The following is a 21,528-nucleotide window of genomic DNA, read 5'->3' on the forward strand; positions in this document are numbered from 1 at the left end:
ATGAATAAAATCTACCTTCTGATAATAACGTGCTTGTTTAGCTTTTATGCCAATGCACAATCCAAAATAATCCTAAAAGGAAAACTGATTGACAAAGAAACATCAAAACCAATAGAAGATGCGACTGTTTACATTACCACTGTCAAAGATTCCACGATGATGAATTATTCCGTTTCCGATAAAAATGGAGTTTTCAAGATTGAAACTAAAAAGATTACGGTTCCTTTTTTCTTGAAAATTGCCGCAACCGGTTACCAAAACCATCAAATAAAAGAAAATTCAGGTACCGAGAACAAGGATTTTGGAGTCTTGTCAATTTTGAATAAACAAATAGAACTTTCGGAAGTGGTGATAAAAAATGAAGCACCTCCTGTCAAAATCAAGAAAGACACTTTGGAATTTAATGCAGCTTCTTTTAAAGTGCGTCCCGATGCGAATGTGGAAGCTTTGATCCGACAATTGCCTGGGGCACAAATCGACGAGAACAAGACAATAACCATCAACGGAAAAGTAGTTGACAAAATATTGGTCAACGGAAAACCGTTTTTTAACGAAGACGGGAAAATAGCGATCCAGAATTTATCTGCGGACATGGTTAAAAAAGTACAGGTTTCGAATACCAAAACCAAGGAAGAAGAAATGACCAAACAGGACTCAAGTTCGAATACTTCGACTCTCAACCTGACTTTGAAGGAAGATAAAAACAAAGGTGTTTTTGGAAAATTCATGGGCGGTTACGGCACTGATGATCGTTATGAAAGCAGCGGTATTGCCAGTTATTTTAAAAACAAACGCCGTATTACCGCTATTTTTTCGTCGAACAATATCAATGCGACCGGTTTTTCGATGGATGATGTTTTTGACAATATGGGAGGTGGTCGAAATAATGGAGGAATGAGATTTATGGGCGGCGGTGGCGGTAATTCTACTCCAACAGGGATAACTCGTTCAACTACCGCAGGATTGAATTATGATGACGAATGGATAAAAGATTTAAGCGCACATACTTCATACAACTACAAGAATTTGGACAATGAAAATCGTAATAAAACCTCAAGGGCAGAGTTTTTGCCAACAGGAAACATTTTTACCGAATCAGAGAGCGCGAGTAATCAATTGACGGAAGGGCATAATCTTGCCACGGAGTTTCAATATAAAATCAATGACAAGACAAATATTTATCTAAATCCGAGTTTTGCAAAAACTACCACTACGAGTAATTCTGCTTATCAGGCTAGCTCTCGGGACGACAACAATGATTTGATGAATGAAAACAGTGGCATAAGTAATTCCCACAGTGATTCGGAAAATTTTCAAAACTGGATGGGGTTTTTTAGGAGTTTCAAAAAGAAAGGGCGATATTTTAACGCTTCATTGCAAAATAACAATTCGAGAAATGAGGCCAATTCGATAAGTAATTCGGCTACCTTGTTTTATCAGGATGCAACTCCAGACGATATTAGAAACCAAAATGTGCTGTCAGAAAGAGCAAATGACAATTTCTACTTAAATCTTTCCTATTCGGAACCTATAACCGATTCTTTGTCTTTGTCTGTAGGAGTAAGGACAAATTGGAGTAAATCAATAGACGATACGGATACTTTTGATTTTGATGCTGCAACTGGCAGGTATTCGGACAAGAATGAATTGAGGTCAAATTATTTTGAGACGAAATCAACCCGGATTTCTCCAACTGCCGGATTGATAATTCGCAAAAAGAAACTCAATTTATGGGCGTCGTTGGGAACCTATTTTGTGGAGGCGGACAATCATTCCGATTATTTGAACACCAAAACCAATTTGTCAAAGAACTATGCTCTTCCAGAAGCGAATGTAAATTTTAATTATAATTTTTCAAAAACAAAAAACGTTCGTGCTTATTACTATCGTGGGTATTCTTTGCCTTCAGCACAACAGATTTTGCCTGTCGCAAATCTCTCCAATCCTTTGAATACTTACATTGGGAACAGCAATTTGGATATAGGAAAAAACCATTACGCCAATTTTAATTTTGGAAATCAAAATACGGCAAATCTTTCAGGCTATTCCATTTATTCGAATGCTAATTATTACGACAGCAGTATTGCTTCCACTTCGGTTTATGACGAAAATGGAAAACAAAAAACGACCTATGTCAATATTTCGGGAAATTACAATTTTAATTTTGGTGCCAATTGGGACAAAACCGTAAAAAAAGAGCAGAATACATTCAAATATTCTTTCAAATTGAATACAGGATATGAATTTCAGAAAGGATTTACCAATGCGGAATTGTATACGGCACGGATAAAAAGTGTGTCTCCAGGAGTATCTTTCTCTTACGATTATGGATATTTTTTCACGCTGCGTCCTTCCTATAATTTTACATTTAGGCAAACGGATTATACGAATTACAGAATTGACGAGGCTTCCAACAGGGAACACAATTTCAAGATCGAGGCGACCAATTATATCCATAAACAATGGGTTCTCGGGAATGATTTTGGATACAACTACAATTCGAATATTTCGGGAGGTTTCAAAAAAGATTTTTATTTGTGGAATGCCAGTTTGTCCTATAAAACCAAAGAAGATCAATGGATTTTTAAAGTCAAGGTATATGATATTTTGGACCAAAACCAAAGTGCCACACGCAACATATCGGCAACTTCCGTAACCGATTCCCAAAACACGGTTTTGAAACGCTATGGAATGTTTTCAATCACCTACAAATTCAAGAAGTTCGGAATGAAATTGGAGGAAGAAAAAGCACCTGAAAAGGCAGCTGAAAAAGTGCCCGTAAAAGCGCCCGAGAAAAAATAAATTTAAGTAAATTAATGCGGTACTTAATAAAAAGAGGGGATTTAATAATCCCCTCTTTTTTTAAATCTAGGATCATCTCTTTTGATGAATTCCGTTTTGCGTTTTGGAGCTTCCGTTTTGGGCAAACTTGCTTCTTCGGTTTTGCTCGAAGGTTCTATTAATTCGTTGAGTTCCTTGATTTCTGCATCGGTTAAATCGCGATAACTACCCACGGGAACATCCAGCGAAATATTGATGATTCGGATGCGTTTCAAAGCCGTTACTTCATAACCCAGATATTCGCACATTCTTCGAATTTGGCGGTTTAAACCTTGGGTCAGGACAATTTTGAAAATAGTAGAACTGATTTTTTCCACCTTGCATTTTCGGGTAACGGTGTCCAAAATTGGCACGCCATTGCTCATTTTTTCGATAAAACGATCGGTTATTAGTTTGTTGACAGTTACAGTATACTCTTTTTCGTGATTGTTTCTGGCACGTAAAATCTTGTTGACAATATCACCGTCATTGGTCATAAAAATCAAGCCTTCACTGGCTTTGTCCAATCGTCCAATGGGGAAAATACGTTTGGGATAATTGATGTAGTCCACGATGTTGTTGCGAACCTCCAAGTTGGTGGTACATTCAATGCCCACGGGTTTGTTGAAAGCCAAATAAACCGGTTTTTCCCTTTTCTCTCGGATTAACTTGCCGTCAATGCGCACTTCGTCGTCTGGACCCACTTTTGTTCCCAATTCAGGAACGACTCCGTTGATGGTGACACGACCTTCTTCAATGATTTTGTCGGCTTCACGGCGAGAGCAAAAGCCTGTTTCCCCGATGAATTTATTGAGGCGTTTTAGATTTTCTTCCATAGTGCAAAAGTAATCAATTTTCTCCGTCAGTTGGTTATGGTGTAGTTATTCGAGTTTAATTTTTTAGCCACGAATTACACGAATTGTCACAAATTATTTTAAGCTTTAAAATTGAATTACACGAATTACAATCTATTTCAATTACACAAATTCATAAAATAGATTGTAATTCGTGTAAATTTGTGTAATTCGTGGCTAACTTTTTTTAAAAAATATAGTGTCTTTGTTATTCCGTTTCAAATAAAAACCGCGACACTTTTTGATATAATTCGTCATCGTGTAGCTTGTGTCCCAAACCTTTGGTTTCCATAAATTGGACATTTTTCCAAGCACCGGCTATTTTTTTTCCTTCTTTGAACAACACCACGATATCATCAATATCGTGAGCCAGAAAACCTTTTACGTCAATTTTGGAAGCGAATTCTTTTGCCGAGAATAGATCGAGACTTTGGTTTAACAAGGTTGTATATTTATCTTCCATTGCTTTGGCAACTTTGTTGTTTAAACTCAACAGCCTAACAAAATTGTTGAGAATAATATTGAAATCACTTGGAGCTCCCAAAATCACCATTTTTTGGATTCCGGGATTTTGATATTTATATTGGTAATACAAACTCGCTTTTCCGCCTAACGAATGTCCAATAATGTAGTGTGGTTGGTATTTTTTGACAACAATATCAATAAACTCAGCATACTTTGGAACAGAAAATTCTTTCCCGCTAGACAATCCTTGGGCAGGGCCATCGATGGCAATGATGGTACTGCCTGATTTTTTCAGGTAAGGCAACATTTTTTTCCATCGGGAAGAATTGCTTTCCCAACCGTGAATGAGCAAAATAATGGTTTCATTTCCTTTCCAAATATAGGTTTGAATGACATCTTCATTAAACTGGATAGTTTCTGGATGTGCTTCTTTCAGAATTTTGGGAAGTTTTTTTTGGGTAAGTTTTCCTTGTCTTGGTTCGCTAAAAAAACCGTGGGCCAATTGGGCGGCTTTTTCAGGGAATACAAAGCTCATCAGGTTGATATAAAAACCTATCGATTTGGTCAACAAAAAATAAGATACTTTTTTCATAAAAATAATAAAAGTCCGCACAGCGGACTAAATATAATATAAAAAAAGTCCCGATGTGTATCGGGACTTGAATATTTTTAGAACTTGGCAAAAAGCTGTTCCATTTTTTCTTTCTCTTCTTCGGCCAATACGCTGTCAACCAAGATTCTTCCAGAATGCTCGTCAGTGATGATTTTTTTTCTGGCAGCAATTTCAACCTGTGTTTGTGGTGGAATCGTGAAAAATGATCCTGCAGAAGCTCCTCTTTCGATGGAAACAACGGCCAATCCATTACGAACGCTAGAACGGATTCTGTCGTAAGCAGCCAATAAACGAGCTTCGATTGTACCTCTATACTCAACTGATTTCTCGGATAAATAAGCTTCTTCTTTGGCAGTTTCAGACATGATGGCGTCTAATTCTGATTTTTTATGTTTCAAGTGATTCGATTTGGTTTCTAATCGCTCTTTTGATTGTGAAATGATTTCTTTTTTGTGCTCGATAGAAGCTTTCATTTCCTTGATTTGCTTCTCGGCCAATTGGATTTCCAATTCTTGAAACTCAACTTCTTTGGTCAATGAGTTGAATTCTCTATTGTTGCGAACTGTTTCTTGTTGTTTGGTGTATCTTTTGATAGCCTCTTTGTGCTCATCAATAGAATTTTTTCTGGTCTTGATCAGTTCTTCGATAGTTTCGAGTTCGCTTTTCAATTTTTCTGAACGTGTGCTTAATCCTGCAACTTCATCTTCTAAATCTTCTACTTCAAGAGGAAGTTCACCTCTCACGTTTCTAATTTCGTCAATTCTAGAGTCAATCAATTGTAAATCGTAAATTGCTCTTAATTTGTCTTCAACACTCAATTCTTTTGTAGTCGCCATATTCTATTGTCTATAAGTACTTAACTGGATTTGTATTTTCTTCTGATAAAACGATTGCAAAATTAAGGATTTTTTTCCGAAGAAAATCAACAATATAATTTTTTGTATAACGTTCGCTTTCAAAATGTCCAATATCGGCTAAAATCAACTGATTTTCGGCTTCATAAAATTGGTGATACTTTAAATCAGCCGTCAAAAAAGCATCTGCTCCAGCCTGAATGGCGTTTTTTATGGCGAAACTCCCAGAACCACCAAGAACAGCCACTTTTTTTATCGACTTGCCTAGAAATGAACTATGTCGAATGCCGTCCGCCTGCATTTTGTCTTTCACGAAATTCAGGAAGGATGTTTCCTCCATTGGAACAGTCAATTCGCCAATCATTCCCAAACCAATGTTTTGGTTTTTGTTCTGCAAATCATAAATTTCATAAGCCACTTCTTCGTAAATATGGTTTTTGAACAGCGCTTTCAGGATTTTATTTTCCAAATGTTTTTCGAATGTCACCTCGATTTTGATTTCCTCGTTTTCCACAAATTCAAAGCGTTCGCCAATCTCGGGATTGCTGTGCTCATTGCCCATGTAAGTGCCAATTCCTTTCGAGTTGAAACTGCAATTTTCATAATTGCCAATGTTTCCCGCACCGGCATCAAACAAGGCATTTCTAAGTTTTTCGGCATTTTCGAGAATGGTATACGTGACTAATTTCCGAATGAAATTCGACTTCGGAATCAGGATTTTGGTATTGGTCAACCCCAAGGCGTCACAAAATATTTTGTTCACGCCCTCTTGATGATTGTCCAATGCGGTGTGGACGGCATAAATGGCAACATCATTTTTTATGGCCTTGATAATGGAACGCTCCACGTAGTTTTTGCCCGTTATCTTCTTCAATCCGGAAAATAGAATTGGATGAAAACAAACCACCAAATTGCATTTTTTGGCAATCGCTTCATCAATCACGCTTTCCAGGGCATCGTGGCAAACCAAAACTCCCGTGGTTTCCGAGTTTTGATCTCCCACCAACAAACCTACATTGTCAAAATCTTCGGCATAGGCGAGGGGCGCCATTTCTTCGAGTTCAGAAATTATTTCTTTGATTTTCATATGGAACACAGATTTACTTTGTCAGTTCTACCTTGCAGGTCTCGAGTCACGGATTTTTACAAGTTGTTTTTATGAAAATCCGTGTTAGAATTATAATCCAAAGATAAAATATTATACTTTCGTATTATGAATTTACTTCGAAAAATACTCTTTCCATTTGCCATTTTGTATGGATTCATTACCAGCATTCGGAATTTTCTTTTTGACATAGGTATTCTGAAATCCTATTCTTTTGAAGTTCCCATTATTGCCGTTGGAAACCTTAGTGTTGGCGGAACAGGAAAGACTCCACAAATCGAATATTTGATTCGTTTGCTTTCGCCAAATTACCAGATTGCCACATTGAGTCGCGGTTACAAAAGACAGTCCGAAGGTTTTCTTTTGGCTGATTCCACTTCGAATGCCGCAATTCTTGGAGATGAACCTTTCCAGTTTTACACAAAATTCAATACTATTCAAGTGGCTGTTGATGCCGATAGAAAAAATGGTATTGAACAATTGCTTTCCCAAGAAGAAAAACCAGCAGTAATTTTGCTTGACGATGCTTTTCAACACCGGAAAGTGAAGGCAGGTTTCTATATTTTGCTGACTTCTTACGGCGATTTGTATTCGGATGATTACATGTTGCCAACGGGGAATTTGCGCGAAAGCAGGAGCGGGGCAAAAAGAGCCAATGTGGTTATTGTTACAAAATGTCCCCCGACTCTTTCGCTTGAAGAACAAAACAAAATCAAGATCCAATTGCAATTGGATTCCAGTCAAGAATTGTATTTCTCCTATATCGATTATGACGATTCCGTTTATTCAGGAGACAAGATTTTGAAAGTGGACGAAATCAAGAATGTTGATAAATTACTTCTGGCAGGAATCGCAAAACCCGAACCTTTTTTCAGATATTTACAAGACGAAAAAGAAGGATGTTTGACCTATCCAGACCATCATCATTTCACGGAAAATGATTTATTGGAAATTAAAAACAAAGCTCAAAACAAGATAATCATCACCACCGAAAAAGATTTTGTGCGTTTGAAAGAAGGTATTCCAAAGGATCAGCTTTTCTATTTGCCGATACGGAGTTCCTTTTTTTCAGGGAGTGAAAATTTTGATAAAACCATTACAAATTATGTGGGAACAAGTACAAGAAGCCGTTAGTTACATAAAAACAAAAACCAATTTCAATCCAGAATACGGCGTGATTTTAGGTTCGGGATTGGGGAGTTTTACGGATGATATCCAAATCGAATTTACCTTGCCTTATTCTGAAATTCCAAATTTTCCGGTTTCGACGGTTCAAGGTCATAAAGGAGCCCTGGTTCTTGGAACCATTGGAAACAAAAAAGTGGTTGCCATGCAAGGGCGTTTTCATTTTTATGAAGGTTATTCGATGCAGGTGGTTACGTTTCCGGTTCGCGTGATGAAATTTTTGGGAGTCGAAAAATTGATTGTTTCCAATGCTTCGGGTGGTGTAAATCCGAATTACAATGTAGGTGATGTCGTGTTGATTAACGATCATGTCAACATGATGCCGGAGCATCCTTTGCGGGGAAAAAATGACGAGCGTTTTGGGCCAAGATTCGTGAACATGAGTGAGGCTTATTCAAAAAAAATGATTGCGAAAGCCAAAGAAATAGCCCAAAAATTAAACATTGAAGTCAAAGACGGCGTTTATCTAGGATTGCAAGGACCAACATTTGAAACCCTTGCCGAGTACAAGATGGTAAAAAACATCGGTGCTGATTGCGTGGGAATGTCAACCGTTCCCGAAGTAATCGTGGCGCGACACATGGGAATGGAAACCTTTGGGTTGTCGGTGATTACTGATATGGGAGACGAAGACAATATTGAAACTATTTCGCACGACGAAGTGCTGCATGCAGCAAAAAGTGCCGAACCCAAAGTGAGAATCCTGATCAAGGAATTGATTTTGGAATACTAGAATTTCGAGATGTGTTTGGAGATAATGGCATAAAAATCTTCCGGAACAAATGGTTTTGTGATGACGTCATTCATGCCGTAGGACAAAAGTGTTTTCCTGTTTTCGTTTAGTGAAATTGCAGTAAGGGCTATAATTGGGGTTTTCTTGTCAAATTCCCTGATTTTTTCCGTGGCGATGGTTCCATTTATCCCCGGTAAATGAACGTCCATTAAAATCATGTCGAATTTATTGTTTTTTGAAATTTCTATGGCATCTTCTCCATTGTCAATTATCTCGCAATAAATACCCTTGTTTTCCAACATTTTTTTGGAAATCATTTGGTTGATTTTATTGTCCTCAACCACCAATATTTTTTTGTCAATTAAGTTTGAATCATTGATGGTTATTGGTTTTTTTTCCACTTTTATTGGTTTTTCCCCCACTTTGAAAGGCAATTCAAAACTGAAAGAAGACCCAATGTTCACCACACTTTCGAGTTTTATTTCCCCGCCCAAAATTCCCACTAATTTTTTCACGATGGTCAATCCTAAACCGGTTCCTCCGTATTTTCGATTTATCCCAACAGAACCTTGGGAGAAACTGTCGAATACCGTTTCTAGTTTGTCTTCCGGAATCCCTATTCCGCTATCCTTTACTTCAAAGTATACGAACGCTTGTTCGTCTTTCAGTGTATCAAGTTTTGAAATCACCATTACCTTTCCTTCATGGGTGAATTTCAAGGCATTGTTGATTAAATTCATTAATATTTGTGACAATTTAGTTGGGTCACCTATCAAATAATCAGGAATGTCCGAATCAATGGTGAGGCTAAAATCATTTTTGTTATCAGAAGCCAATTCCTTTAAAGAGCTTTGTATGTTCTCCAATAATTGTTTGAGATTGAAATTGATGTTTTCAATTTCGGCTTTCTTGGAATCAATTTTATTGATTTCCAGTATGTCGTTGATGAAGTTGGTTAGGTAGTTACCCGAAAATTGCAATGATTCCAAATAGTGCATTTGCGATTTCTTTGGTTTGTCTTCCAATAGTAAATGGGCAATTCCGTTGATGGCATTCAGGGGAGTTCGTAACTCGTGGCTCACCGTCGAAAGGAATTCAGTTCTGGCATTCGATGCTTTTTCCGCTTTTTCTTTGGCCAATATCAATTCCTTGTTTTTTTCTTCCAACAACTGATTTGATCGGGTTCTAATGATGTTATTCTTGTACAACGACAAACTCAATAGGGATAAAATGGAAATCAAGGCAATCGCAAGGATGCTGATCAGTTTAGAAAATTTGCTGGTCTTTTCTTTTTGGAGGTTCTCCTTGTTTATTCTTGCGATTTCTTCTAATCGTTCCGTTTCCTTGAATTTTTCATAATCATCAACACCCAGTTTTTCGTTGTCCAAAAGCGTAATGCTTTCCTTTAGATTGGTGTGTTGTTTCAAGTAAGTATAGGCCGTGTTTTTGTCCAACATTTTTTCATAAACAGTGCTCAAGGCTAGCAAAATATCGGATTTTTGCTCCAAATTTGTATTCTTTGCATTCAAATCCATGGCTCTGTTGAAATAATTCAAGGCCAAATTGTTCCTGTTGCGGGTCATTTCGATTGTTCCAATTTGGTACAATGCTTCTGCTTTGGCGTCTAAAATATCAGGTGTGTTAGGTTTTGCAACTATTGTGCTAAAAATTGCTGCTGCCAAATCGAGATTTCCGGTTGATTTATTGATAATCCCTTTTTGGAGATTTATTAAATCGGTAGTTTTGGTGATTTTCTGGATATTATACAATGCCTGGGACTTGTCAAAACTAATTTGTGCATTAGAAAAATCCTTTTTTTTCAGGTAACACAAACCAAGATAGTAATGGGAAGACGCCAGTTCAGAAGTTGGCTGCAAGATATTGGACAGTGCTATGTTTTTTTTGAAGGCAGTTATTGCTTCGTCATATTTTTTTACGTCGTAATATAGTTTTCCCAAGCTATAGTTTTGGTTTGCTTGCGCTTGAGTGTTGTGTTTTGTTTTGGAGAAATTGATCCCTTTTTGGGTGTAATAAAGCGCATTTCTATACTTGTTTTCACTTACACTGGATTTGGCTAAATTGCTGTAATAGGCAACACTGTCCACTTTCTCTGTTGTATTGTTTTTTTGTGAAAACAGGAGTGGACTAACTAAAATAAAAAGCAATTTTAAGAATCTCATCTAATAGGTGATAGGCTTGTGACAGAAAATAAAGGTAGTAAATTATTTCTTAAATTAATATAATTAAATCTATAATTCTAGAGGAATAGCCAATCTCATTGTCATACCAACCCACCACTTTCACCATTTTATCAATCACCGAAGTGAGTTGTGCATCAAACAAACAAGAGTTTTTGTTGCCAATAATATCCACGGAAACAATTGGGTCTTCGGTATAAGCCAAGATGCCTTTCAAATTGGTTTGGGAGGCAAGTTTAAATGCAGCGTTGATTTCCTCAATACTCACTGCACGTTTTACATTGAAAGTAATGTCCGTCAATGAACCATCGGGAACGGGAACACGAATGCCACAACCGCCTATTTTGCCTTCAAATTCAGGGAAAATTTTGGTCAATGCCTTGGCCGCGCCAGTTGTGGTTGGAACTATGGATTGGCTGGCACCACGAGCACGACGCAAATCCTTGTGAGGCTGGTCGTGTAAACTCTGGTCTGTGGTATAAGAGTGAATAGTAGTGATGTACGCTTGTTCGATGCCGCAAAGTTCATTGATGACTTTCATCATCGGAGCGGCGTTGTTTGTGGTGCAACTGGCGTTCGAAACAATGGTTTCGGTTCCGTCCAAAATATGTTCGTTGACACCCAGAACCACTGTTTTTATGGAATCCACTTCGGAAGGAGCCGATAGAATTACTTTTTTGGCTCCAGCCAAAATATGGGCGTTGATTTCGTCGAAAGTTTTATATTTTCCTGTCGATTCCACCACCACGTCAATGTTTACGGATTTCCAATCGAGGTTGGAGATTTTTTTTTCGTGAAAAAACAGGAACTGCTTTCCATCAACGATAATTCCTTTTTCGTCGTGGGAAACTTCGAAAGGCAAAACCCCGTGGATGCTGTCGTATTTAATCAAATGCGCCATCGTCTTGGTGTCGGCAATGTCGTTGATGGCAACAACTTCAATGGTGGGGTGGTTTAAAAGCAGGCGAAATAAATTTCGTCCAATTCTTCCAAAACCGTTTATGGCAATTCTTGTTTTCAAAGTTTTTGGTTTAATCGGTTAATTGTTTAACTGGTTAATTGTTCAACCGTTTAAACAATTAACCAGTTAACCTCTTTAAAGAATATGTTTTTGGGCTTTATAGGAAGAACGCACCAATGGTCCGCTTTCTACGTGACGGAAGCCTAATTCCAATCCGAATTTTTCGTATTTGGCAAATTGTTCCGGTGTTATGAATTCTTTTACCGGCAAATGTTTTTTGCTCGGTTGCAAGTATTGACCAATGGTCACGATATCTACTTTGGCATCGTATAAATCCCGCATCGTTTGGAAAACTTCTTCTTCCAATTCGCCAAGACCCAACATAATTCCTGATTTGGTTCTGTTGATTCCTTGTTCTTTCAAGTATTTCAACACTTCCAGGCTACGGTCGTATTTGGCTTGAATGCGGACTTCGCGAGTCAATCTTCGAACGGTTTCCACGTTGTGTGAAACCACTTCTGGATTGGCTTCCACGATTCGGTCTATGTTTCTTTCGATTCCTTGAAAATCGGGAATCAGGGTTTCCAAAGTCGTGTTGGGGTTCATTCTGCGAATGGCTTTCACGGTTTCGATCCAAATAATGGAACCGCCATCTTTCAAATCGTCCCTGTCCACGCTGGTAATTACGGCGTGTTTGATTTTCATTAATTTTATGGAACGCGCCACTTTTTCCGGTTCATCCCAGTCCACGGTTTCAGGTCTTCCGGTTTTTACGCCGCAAAATCCACAAGAACGCGTGCAGATATTTCCCAAAATCATGAAGGTCGCCGTTCCTTCGCCCCAGCATTCGCCCATATTCGGACAACTTCCAGAGGTGCAAATGGTGTTCAATTTGTAATTGTCGACCAAGCCTCGAAGTTCTGTATATTTTTGACCGATTGGGAGTTTTACTCTCAACCATTTTGGCTTTCCTACCGGTAACTCATTCTCTACAACAGTTTCCATAAATCAAATTTTGAAAGTGCAAAGATAAGCAAAGTTGTTTTAGGAACGGGAATTTGGGTTTTAAGATTTTTGATGCAGGAATTGACATTTTGTTATAAATTGAAGTCATTCGTTTTGTAATTGTTTGAGAGTGACCACTTAGGTGAATTCTCTCCAAAATTGTGAATATCTATTTTTGGAATGCTGTCGTTTTTCTTCCCTAAAATCTATCTTTGGCATCCTTTAAAAAAAATAAATTATGAGCGGAATGTGGTACGAATGCAAAGTAAAATACAGAAAAACAGATGAAACTGGAAACCAAAAGGTTACTACCGAACCTTATTTGGTAGATGCGTTGTCTTATACGGAAGCGGAGTCCAGAATCAACGAAGAAATGAAGGCCTATATTAGTGAAGAATTTAAAATCACCAATATAAAAGTGGCGAATTATGCCGAAATTCATCCTTTCGAAAATGCCGATCGTTGGTTTAAATCCAAAATTTCGTTGTTGGCTTACGACGAAGAAAGCGGCAAAGAACGCAAGACGAACATGTATGTTTTATTGCAAGCCAACGACGTGAAGGAAGCTTTTGACAACACCGTTCAAGTGATGAAAGGCACGATGGGCGACTACACCATTCCTGCCATTTCGGAATCCCCAATCATGGATGTTTTTCCTTATTTTTCTGGTGAAGAAGACGAATTGGAACAAATGGAAAAGTTCAATGCACTCAAAGCCTCGAAACTTGAAAATACCGTGGAAGTAGAAGATACTATGGAATTTGATGCCGAGGTGGTGTCGGAGAATTATTGATTGTAAACAATATTAAATATGAAAGAGGCTTTTTAGGCCTCTTTTTTTGTTGTATAATTTGGTTCTATAATTTTATCTTCATTGCTAGCGGGACGCTCGCGCTAGTTGTGGAAAATTTACCCTAATTAAAACGATTGAATTTTACTGCGGTAAATTTTATTTTGTATTTGGTTTTATCTTTAAACCATTTTCCAATTAAATATTTATGGACTTGGTTTGGTTCGTATATAAAAATGCCTTCATCGGTATATTCGGTTTCAAATTTTAAAACAAAATTTCCGGTGTTTACATTATTAGTGTATTCGCTTAATTCTATTGTGTTGTTTGAATATTTACCGCCCAGTTTTATTTTTTGTTTTTTCTTGTCGTAATAGTAATAACCACTCACAGTGTTGTCCTTTTTAGAAAGAGTCAAAGCAATGCTAACAGGGTATAAGTTGTTTATTTTTCCAAAAAGATAGATGTTGTTTTCACAATTGGGTTTTTCTTTTTGGTTCATTAAAAATTTATCGATTCCTTTTTTTGAAGTGTAATTTTCTTTGAATAACAATCGATATCCTAAATCGCTTAAATAGGGTTTCAAAATTTCTTTCGAAATCTCTTTTGTTAAATAGGGAGTACATGCTTTTGCTACGTGAGGATAGCAATCATTTGTGATTGAAAAACTTAATTTATTGGCAATCACTTCATAATTTTCAATATCATAATAGGAGCAATAAGGAGGAGTGCCATCACAATCACTTGTAGATACTGCAAAATCATTTTGAATGTCCTTAAGCCAATATTTATCTATAAAATCCAAATAGCCATTCAAAGTGAACAAGGCTTGAAAAGGTAGGCTTTCACTTTCCACGATTTCTCCAGTTTTTATTTCGAAAACATATTCTCTTTCAAATTCACTTGGATATGGACCATAATAGCCACCTTCCGTTTTTAAGAATAAATACTTTTCATTTATTTGATATTGAAAACTGCTACCCGAAAATCGAAAATCTTCATCTTTTTTTAATTGATAATCTTCAATTTGATATTCTTCTAAAATAAATTGATTAATCTTTTTAGCTGATACTTCAAATTCCTTTTTTAAGGCAACAACTTTTGGGAGTTCATTTTTTGTTTGAAAAGACAAGGATGATTGTATTGTGATTGTTTTAACTACTATTTTGTCTTGACCATTACAAAAAATAGAAGTTAACAGTAGTAATAGGAAAATATTTTTTTTCATCTATAATAATTTATTTGTCTGAATTCACTTCAAATATAGTGCAAAAAAAATAAAAAAAAAAGACCACTAATTCGCAAATTATAACAAGCATTCAATGCTCAATAATTTGCGAATTTGCGGTTTAATAATTTATGAAATAGGAACTTGCTTATCGAATCGTTTTCACGAAGCTTTCAATTTTTCCGCTTCCATTTTCTTTTAAATGTGTGATAAAAGCACTACCTATAATCGCGCCTTTGGCAAATTGTGTGGCTTGGTTGAAAGTTTCCTGATTGCTGATTCCAAAACCGATGATTTGAGGATTTTTTAGGTTCATGTCGGCGATGCGTTTGAAATAGGTTTCCTGAGTGTTTCCAAAACCGGATTGCGAACCGGTAACACTTGCCGAGCTTACCATATAAATAAATCCGTCAGAAACGCTGTCGATAAAACGAATGCGCTCCTCTGAAGTTTGTGGCGTAATCAGGAAGATGTTTTTAAGTCCGTATTTGTCGAAAGTAGCTTTGTATTCTTCTGCATACACGTCAACCGGAAGGTCTGGAATGATCAATCCGTCGATTCCTATTTCGGCACATTTTTGGCAAAATGCTTCCACGCCATATTGCAACATTGGGTTGAAATAACCCATAATTACCAATGGAATCGATACTGTTTTTCTAATGTCTTTTAATTGGTCAAACAAAATTTGAGAAGTCATTCCGTTTTGTAAAGCCGTTGTTGAGCTCGCTTGAATCGTAGGTCCATCGGCCAAGGGATCGCTGAACGGCAATCCGATTTCGATCATGTCGACACCGTTTTTTTCCAAGTCCTGGATGATTTGTACCGTATCGTCCAGATTAGGATATCCCGCCGAAAAATAGATGGAAAGTATCTTTTTGTTTTCTTGTAATTTTTGGTTTATTCTGTTCATTTTATTTGTTTTTAAACCAGACAGGTTTCCAAAATCTGTCTAGCTTAGTTGTTTTTATTCATTTAAACCTAAACTCGATTAATGCTAAATTGGGACACGGATTTAGCAGATTTATACAGATTAAAATGGGTTAAGCTTCAATTTTATATTATTGATTAATTGAGTTAAAAAAATCAGCGATAATCCGCTAACCCGAGACCAAAGGTCGAACTGGCGAAGCAATCCGTGTCATCTGCGTGCCATTCACTACAAACAGTCATCTTTTGATTAATTAGACTCGCACTTACAGTGCTGCACTATAAACCCAAACCGTTTCGTTGGAATGCAATTGCACTTGGATGCGTCTGTAATGCATTCCTTCGTATTTGTCGGCCAGTTCCAATTCTCGATCGTTGAGCTGATAGCAGATTCCATCGATGCTGTCCTCTGGATTTTGGGTTTCGGTAATTATGGGATATTGAATGATTCCAAATTCTTCTTCAATAGGAATTCCCTTTACTGCATAGCCTATTAATTTGTCGGGAGTTCCTTTTAGAACACGTCCAAAAACTCTTTCTTGAATTTCTTTATCTTTTAAAGTTCCGTAAGCAAATAAATTTTCCATTTTTCATTGGTATTAATAATGACTCCGTTTTTTTGGCGAACACCCGACCCTTTGGGCAACGCCAATTATAATTTGAAATAATCAATATAGGTGTTCAAATCTTTGTCGCCACGACCCGAAAGGCTGATGACCACGACATCGGTTGGTTTGAATTTTCTTTCTTTCAGGACAGCCAAGGCGTGCGAAGATTCGATGGCGGGAATGATGCCTTCGAGCTTACATAATTCAAGTCCTGATTCCATTGCATCATCATCGGTCACGGAATAGAATTCGGCACGACCTGTTTGTGCCAAATGCGCGTGCATAGGCCCTACACCAGGGTAATCTAATCCCGCAGAAATAGAATACGGTTCTGTAATTTGTCCATCGGGAGTTTGCATCAACAGGGTTTTGCAACCGTGAATGATACCAATTTTCCCCAATTTGCTCGTGGCAGCACTGTGTCCGCTATCAACACCTTTTCCGGCAGCTTCTACAGCGATGATGCCTACTTTTTCTTCGTCAAGGAAGTGGTAAAAAGTTCCGGCGGCATTACTACCTCCACCGATACAGGCCACTACATAATCAGGGTTTTCACGACCTTCTTTTTCCTGTAATTGCCATTTGATTTCTTCGGAAATGATGCTTTGAAAACGGGTCACCATATCAGGATAAGGGTGTGGACCGATGGCAGAACCAATGATGTAATGTGTGTCAACCGGATTGTTGATCCAATCGCGAATGGCTTCGTTGGTGGCGTCTTTCAAGGTTCTTGAACCAGAAAGTGCTGGACGAACTTCGGCTCCCAACATTTTCATGCGGGCAACGTTTGGCGCTTGACGCTTGATGTCGATTTCACCCATGTACACAATACATTCCAATCCCATAAGGGCGCAAACGGTGGCCGTGGCAACGCCGTGTTGTCCTGCGCCAGTTTCGGCAATGATTCGTTTTTTGCCCAATTTTTTGGCAACCAATATTTGGCCAATGGTGTTGTTGATTTTATGGGCACCTGTATGGTTCAAATCTTCTCTTTTGAGGTAGATTTTAGTGTTGTATTTTTCAGATAATCTTTTGGCAAAATACAACGGACTTGGACGACCCACGTAATCTTTGAGCAGTTGCTCAAATTCTTTTATAAAATCGGGTTGGGCCGTTATTTCAAGATATTTTTGGCGTAATTCTTCCACATTTGGGTATAGCATTTCGGGGATGTAAGCTCCTCCAAATTCACCATAATAACCCTTTTCGTTTACGTTGTATGACATTTTATTTATTTATAACTGTTGGGACAATTCTCGAATTGTCTTTACAAAATTGATATTTTTTAATCCAGGTTCGATTTCCAATTTACTGTTCACGTCGATGGCATAAACGGGTAAATTGGTTTTTAAAATTTCATTTACGGCCTCCATTTCGTCAATTCCGATTCCTCCGCTAAGGAAAAAAGGTTTGCTTGAAGGATATTGTTGCAATACTTTCCAGTCAAAAGTGGTTCCGTTCCCGCCAGGCAATTTTCCTTTGGTGTCAAAAAGGAAATAATCACATACCGATTCGAAAGGTTTTAATGCCGCAAAGTCAAAGGTATCTAAAATTGAAAATACTTTTATGACTTCTATCAGTTTTGGCATATTTTTTTTCAATGTTTCGCAAAATTCCACCGATTCGTGACCGTGAAGTTGAACAGCCTGCAAATCGTGTTTTTGAATTTTCTCCAGAATTTCTTCCAAAGGCGCATCGACAAAAACGCCTGTCTTCTTGATTGATTTTGGTAATTCAGGAATGATGCCGTCAAAATAGCGTGCCGACTTTTCCCAGAATATAAAGCCCATATAATCGGGTAGGAGCGCACCTACTTCGAGCATATTTTCGGGGTATTTCATTCCGCAGATTTTGAGTTTCATTTTGTTTTTTTTTACCGCAAAGACGCTAAGGCGCAAAGTTTGCTAAGGTTTTTACGTGTATTAAATTAATTTTGAAATAAATTCCGTTGCCGCTTTTCCTGCGTTATCCGTTTTCATGAAGTTTTCTCCAATCAAGAAACCTTTGTAGCCATAAGGTTTTAGTTCGTTGATGGCTTCGATAGAGGAAATGCCGCTTTCTGAAACTTTCACGAAATCATTCGGGATTTGGTCTGCCAATTGTTTGCTGAAATCCAGACTTACTTCGAAAGTTTTCAGGTTTCTGTTGTTCACGCCAATCATATCCAAAGTTGGCATTATTGATTTTTCCAGTTCTTCCAAATTATGTACTTCCAATAATACTTCCAGTCCTAGACCTTTGGCAAATTCTGATAAAGATTTGATTTCTTCACGGGTTAAAACTGCTGCAATTAGCAAAATTAAATCGGCTCCATGGGCCTTGGCTTCCAGGATTTGGTATTCGTCAATGATGAATTCTTTTCGCAAAAGCGGAATATTTACTGATGCTCTTGCCAACAATAAATCGTCCAAAGAACCACCAAAATATTTGCCATCCGTTAAAACTGAAATTCCGCAGGCACCAGCATCTTCATATCCTTTTACCACTTCTTCAACCGTGAAACTATAATTAATTTCAGCTTTGGAAGGGGAACGGCGTTTGTGTTCGGCAATAATTCCAGAGTTGCTGTTTCTTAAATTTTGACTTAAAGAAATCGTCTTTTTTCCAAAGAAAACCGAAGCTTCCAATTGTGAAACCGGAATGATTGATTTTTTTAGAATGACTTCTCTTTTTTTGTCAACTATGATTCTATCTAGTATGTTCATTTTTATTTGCTTAATTCTTGTAATTTATTCAAAGCTGCCAATCCTTTTCCTGATAGCAAACTTTCTTTTGCCAACTGGAAACTTTCCAGAGGTGAACTTCCATTCACCGTCGCAATTGCCATCGCCGCATTGGCACAAACCACGTTATTTTGGGCTTCGGTTCCTTTTCCGGAGATGATATTCATAAACATTGCTGCCGATTCTTCGATGGTTTTTCCACCTTCGATTTCATTTTGCAACAATTGTCGAACACCAAAATCTTCCGGTTTTATGACGCCTTCCATTCTTTTTGTGATGGTTTTGGTTGGCCCCGTCAAAGATACTTCATCATAACCGTCCAACGAATGTAAAATGGTGAAATTTATATCGGTGTTTTGATACAAATACGCATACATTCTGGCGAGTTCCAAATTGAAAACACCCACCAATTGGTTTTTAGGAAATGACGGGTTTATCATTGGTCCCAACATGTTAAAAAAGGTTCTTACGCCTAATTCTTTTCGGATTGGGGCTACGTTTTTCATGGCAGGATGGAATAATGGTGCGTGTAAAATGCAAATTCCGGCCTGATCGATACATTTTTCCAGGAAATTAGTATCGTTGCTGAATTTCACGCCCAGTTTTTCCATTACATTGCTCGAACCCGAAATAGAAGAAACCCCGTAATTACCGTGTTTTGCCACTTTTATTCCTGCTCCTGCAGCTACAAATGAAGCTAAAGTGGATATGTTGAATGTGTCTTTTCCATCGCCGCCCGTTCCGCATAAATCGATGGTGTTGTAGGCTGATAAATCAATTCGGATGCACAATTCCAACAAGGCTTCGCGAAAACCTGCCAATTCATCAATGCTGATGCTTCTCATCATGTAAACGGTAAGAAAAGCAGCAATTTGGCTTGGATTGTAACTTCCGTTGGAGATATTGACCAATACATTTTTGGCTTCTTCTTTCGAAAGCATTTCGTGGTTGATAAGCCTGTTTAGGATGGTTTTCATTTATATTTTCTTTTTATTTTCAGACATGTATTTTAAATAATCAACAATTTCTTGGGATTGTTGTTTGGTGATTCCGAGTGTCGGCATTTTTACTTTGTTTCTGAAAGAAGCCGGATTCACGATATAATCGACCAATTCTTTTTCTTTCCAATATTCGGTGACGCTTTTTGGAAAATTTAATTCCGGTCCCATTGTTCCTCCAATTCCGTTGATGGCGTGACAAGTTATGCACTGGTTTTTGAATAATGTATAACCCGATTGTAATTTTCTGTTTTTCAACGGAAATAATTCCAATGTTGATTTGTTCAGCGGTTCCAAATACATTTTTACCAAATTATAAGGCCATTTGTAACGAGTGTCTTTCTCTAAAACCGAAGTGTAAACGATATAAAACGGTTCGGCATTCATTTCGTTTCCATCCTTTACAATGGTTTCCCATTTCGTTCCTTTTGGAGCATCAACATCTTCGAATGCCAGATAAGGGTTTGCGTTTAAAAACAATTCCAAAGGCATTTCTGGTTTGTAACCATCGATGCATTCAAACACTATTTTGGTATTTTTAGGGTCAATTTTGGTTAAATCAATTTCAGTTTGAATCAAAAGCGACGCGCTCACAGCCTTGAATTTCTTTGCTTTGTGATAAACCGGATCATTGCCAATCGTTACAACAGTATCTTTTCCCAGTTTGTTTTTTGCCTGTAAATCCAATAAATCCAGCTTGGTTTCCGATTGGACAATACTCGTTGTTTCTATTTTTTGCTCCTTTTTTTGGTTACAAGAAAGGAAGCTAAAAATAAAAAGACAAAGTATAAGATGGATTTTGACTTTTTTCATTTTTTAAACCACAAAGTTCACTAAGATTTCAACCAGTTTTCCAGAATCTTCTTTCCGTTTGGAGTCAATACACTTTCTGGATGAAATTGTACGCCTCGAACATCAAACGTTTTGTGGCGCAACGACATTACTTGTCCGTTTTCGTCGAATGAAGTGGCTTCCAAAACATCCGGTAAATCGGCATTAACCACCCAAGAATGGTAACGTCCCACTTCGAATTCATTTCCCAAGCCTTCAAACAAAAGTTCGTCGTCAACAGATGTTTTCACCATTGAAGAAACGCCATGATACACTTTGTCCAAGTTGGAAAGCGTTCCGCCGAAAACTTCTCCGATGGCTTGTTGTCCAAGGCAAACACCAAGGATACTTTTCGTTGATGCATATTTAGCGATTACAGGTTTCAATAAACCTGCTTCATCAGGAATTCCAGGTCCTGGAGAAAGCAATATTTTATCGAAACCCGAGATTTCGTCAATATCAAATTCATCGTTTCTGTAAACGGTAACTTCGCAATCTAAATCTTCCAGATAATGCACCAGGTTGTAAGTGAAGCTATCGTAATTGTCTATGACTAGTATTTTTTTCATTTTGTTGTTTTTTTAATTTCAGTCTTTAGATTCTGTAAACTGAGACTGAACACTGTGTACT

At 37.7% G+C, this 21,528-nt stretch carries 20 protein-coding genes; 4 read left to right on the forward strand and 16 right to left on the reverse strand.

Annotated features, from left to right (window positions below; genetic code table 11):
* Window positions 1-2,802, forward strand: coding sequence for an outer membrane beta-barrel protein (locus tag BUC16_RS06265; RefSeq protein ID WP_073368985.1), 2,802 nt, complete (start codon window positions 1-3; stop codon window positions 2,800-2,802).
* A 41-nt stretch (window positions 2,803-2,843) separates the two neighbouring features.
* On the opposite strand, the gene rluF is transcribed toward BUC16_RS06265, so the two are convergent.
* The 4 genes from rluF to BUC16_RS06285 form a co-directional block, all read right to left on the reverse strand.
* Window positions 2,844-3,656: a 23S rRNA pseudouridine(2604) synthase RluF gene (rluF, locus tag BUC16_RS06270; protein WP_073368987.1), complete on the reverse strand. Its 813-nt coding sequence runs from the start codon at window positions 3,654-3,656 to the stop codon at window positions 2,844-2,846.
* A 226-nt stretch (window positions 3,657-3,882) separates the two neighbouring features.
* Entirely contained in the window at window positions 3,883-4,731 is an 849-nt protein-coding gene (locus BUC16_RS06275) for an alpha/beta hydrolase (RefSeq protein ID WP_073368989.1), read from the reverse strand.
* Between the two features lie 77 nt (window positions 4,732-4,808).
* The gene (locus BUC16_RS06280; protein WP_073368991.1) at window positions 4,809-5,588 is read right to left on the reverse strand and encodes a zinc ribbon domain-containing protein; all 780 of its coding nucleotides are present in this window, start codon (window positions 5,586-5,588) and stop codon (window positions 4,809-4,811) included.
* Window positions 5,589-5,598: 10 nt separating this feature from the next.
* Window positions 5,599-6,693, reverse strand: a complete 1,095-nt coding sequence (locus BUC16_RS06285) for a Nif3-like dinuclear metal center hexameric protein (RefSeq protein ID WP_073368993.1) — start codon at window positions 6,691-6,693, stop codon at window positions 5,599-5,601.
* A 126-nt stretch (window positions 6,694-6,819) separates the two neighbouring features.
* Between BUC16_RS06285 and lpxK the strand changes: the two genes are divergently transcribed.
* Together lpxK and BUC16_RS06295 are read left to right on the forward strand one after the other, a co-directional pair.
* Window positions 6,820-7,845, forward strand: a complete 1,026-nt coding sequence (gene lpxK / locus BUC16_RS06290; protein WP_073368995.1) for a tetraacyldisaccharide 4'-kinase — start codon at window positions 6,820-6,822, stop codon at window positions 7,843-7,845.
* On the forward strand, window positions 7,817-8,629 hold the full coding sequence (locus BUC16_RS06295) for a purine-nucleoside phosphorylase (RefSeq protein ID WP_073368997.1): 813 nt from the start codon (window positions 7,817-7,819) through the stop codon (window positions 8,627-8,629). Before lpxK ends, BUC16_RS06295 begins: the two co-directional genes overlap by 29 nt.
* On the opposite strand, the gene BUC16_RS06300 is transcribed toward BUC16_RS06295, so the two are convergent.
* The 3 genes from BUC16_RS06300 to lipA form a co-directional block, all read right to left on the reverse strand.
* Complete coding sequence (locus BUC16_RS06300) at window positions 8,626-10,809, reverse strand: tetratricopeptide repeat-containing hybrid sensor histidine kinase/response regulator (RefSeq protein WP_073368999.1); 2,184 nt, start codon at window positions 10,807-10,809, stop codon at window positions 8,626-8,628. The two genes, BUC16_RS06295 and BUC16_RS06300, sit on opposite strands and share 4 nt — an antisense overlap.
* 49 nt (window positions 10,810-10,858) lie before the next feature.
* Window positions 10,859-11,848: a type I glyceraldehyde-3-phosphate dehydrogenase gene (gene gap / locus BUC16_RS06305; protein WP_073369001.1), complete on the reverse strand. Its 990-nt coding sequence runs from the start codon at window positions 11,846-11,848 to the stop codon at window positions 10,859-10,861.
* 75 nt (window positions 11,849-11,923) lie between these two features.
* On the reverse strand, window positions 11,924-12,793 hold the full coding sequence (lipA, locus tag BUC16_RS06310) for a lipoyl synthase (protein WP_073369003.1): 870 nt from the start codon (window positions 12,791-12,793) through the stop codon (window positions 11,924-11,926).
* A 238-nt stretch (window positions 12,794-13,031) separates the two neighbouring features.
* Between lipA and BUC16_RS06315 the strand changes: the two genes are divergently transcribed.
* Window positions 13,032-13,586: a DUF4494 domain-containing protein gene (locus BUC16_RS06315; RefSeq protein ID WP_073369005.1), complete on the forward strand. Its 555-nt coding sequence runs from the start codon at window positions 13,032-13,034 to the stop codon at window positions 13,584-13,586.
* 121 nt (window positions 13,587-13,707) lie between these two features.
* Here the strand turns inward: BUC16_RS06315 and BUC16_RS06320 are convergent, their stop codons facing one another.
* The 9 genes from BUC16_RS06320 to BUC16_RS06360 form a co-directional block, all read right to left on the reverse strand.
* The gene (locus BUC16_RS06320) at window positions 13,708-14,811 is read right to left on the reverse strand and encodes a hypothetical protein (protein ID WP_073369007.1); all 1,104 of its coding nucleotides are present in this window, start codon (window positions 14,809-14,811) and stop codon (window positions 13,708-13,710) included.
* A gap of 148 nt (window positions 14,812-14,959) precedes the next feature.
* Window positions 14,960-15,721 (reverse strand): tryptophan synthase subunit alpha, encoded by a 762-nt coding sequence (gene trpA, locus BUC16_RS06325; RefSeq protein ID WP_073369009.1) that lies wholly within the window; start codon window positions 15,719-15,721, stop codon window positions 14,960-14,962.
* A 283-nt stretch (window positions 15,722-16,004) separates the two neighbouring features.
* A complete protein-coding gene (locus BUC16_RS06330; protein WP_073369011.1) occupies window positions 16,005-16,325 on the reverse strand; it encodes a gamma-glutamylcyclotransferase family protein in 321 nt (106 codons plus the stop codon).
* A 65-nt stretch (window positions 16,326-16,390) separates the two neighbouring features.
* Window positions 16,391-17,572, reverse strand: coding sequence for a tryptophan synthase subunit beta (gene trpB / locus BUC16_RS06335; RefSeq protein WP_073369013.1), 1,182 nt, complete (start codon window positions 17,570-17,572; stop codon window positions 16,391-16,393).
* Between the two features lie 9 nt (window positions 17,573-17,581).
* On the reverse strand, window positions 17,582-18,208 hold the full coding sequence (locus BUC16_RS06340; RefSeq protein ID WP_073369016.1) for a phosphoribosylanthranilate isomerase: 627 nt from the start codon (window positions 18,206-18,208) through the stop codon (window positions 17,582-17,584).
* Between the two features lie 60 nt (window positions 18,209-18,268).
* Window positions 18,269-19,051 (reverse strand): indole-3-glycerol phosphate synthase TrpC, encoded by a 783-nt coding sequence (gene trpC / locus BUC16_RS06345; RefSeq protein WP_073369018.1) that lies wholly within the window; start codon window positions 19,049-19,051, stop codon window positions 18,269-18,271.
* A gap of 2 nt (window positions 19,052-19,053) precedes the next feature.
* The gene (gene trpD / locus BUC16_RS06350; protein ID WP_073369020.1) at window positions 19,054-20,046 is read right to left on the reverse strand and encodes an anthranilate phosphoribosyltransferase; all 993 of its coding nucleotides are present in this window, start codon (window positions 20,044-20,046) and stop codon (window positions 19,054-19,056) included.
* Complete coding sequence (locus BUC16_RS06355) at window positions 20,047-20,880, reverse strand: c-type cytochrome (RefSeq protein ID WP_073369023.1); 834 nt, start codon at window positions 20,878-20,880, stop codon at window positions 20,047-20,049.
* A gap of 20 nt (window positions 20,881-20,900) precedes the next feature.
* On the reverse strand, window positions 20,901-21,467 hold the full coding sequence (locus BUC16_RS06360; RefSeq protein WP_073369025.1) for an anthranilate synthase component II: 567 nt from the start codon (window positions 21,465-21,467) through the stop codon (window positions 20,901-20,903).
* Between the last annotated feature and the right edge of the window lie 61 nt (window positions 21,468-21,528).

The organism is Flavobacterium fluvii, from assembly GCF_900129545.1.
In the GTDB taxonomy this organism is placed as follows: domain Bacteria; phylum Bacteroidota; class Bacteroidia; order Flavobacteriales; family Flavobacteriaceae; genus Flavobacterium; species Flavobacterium fluvii.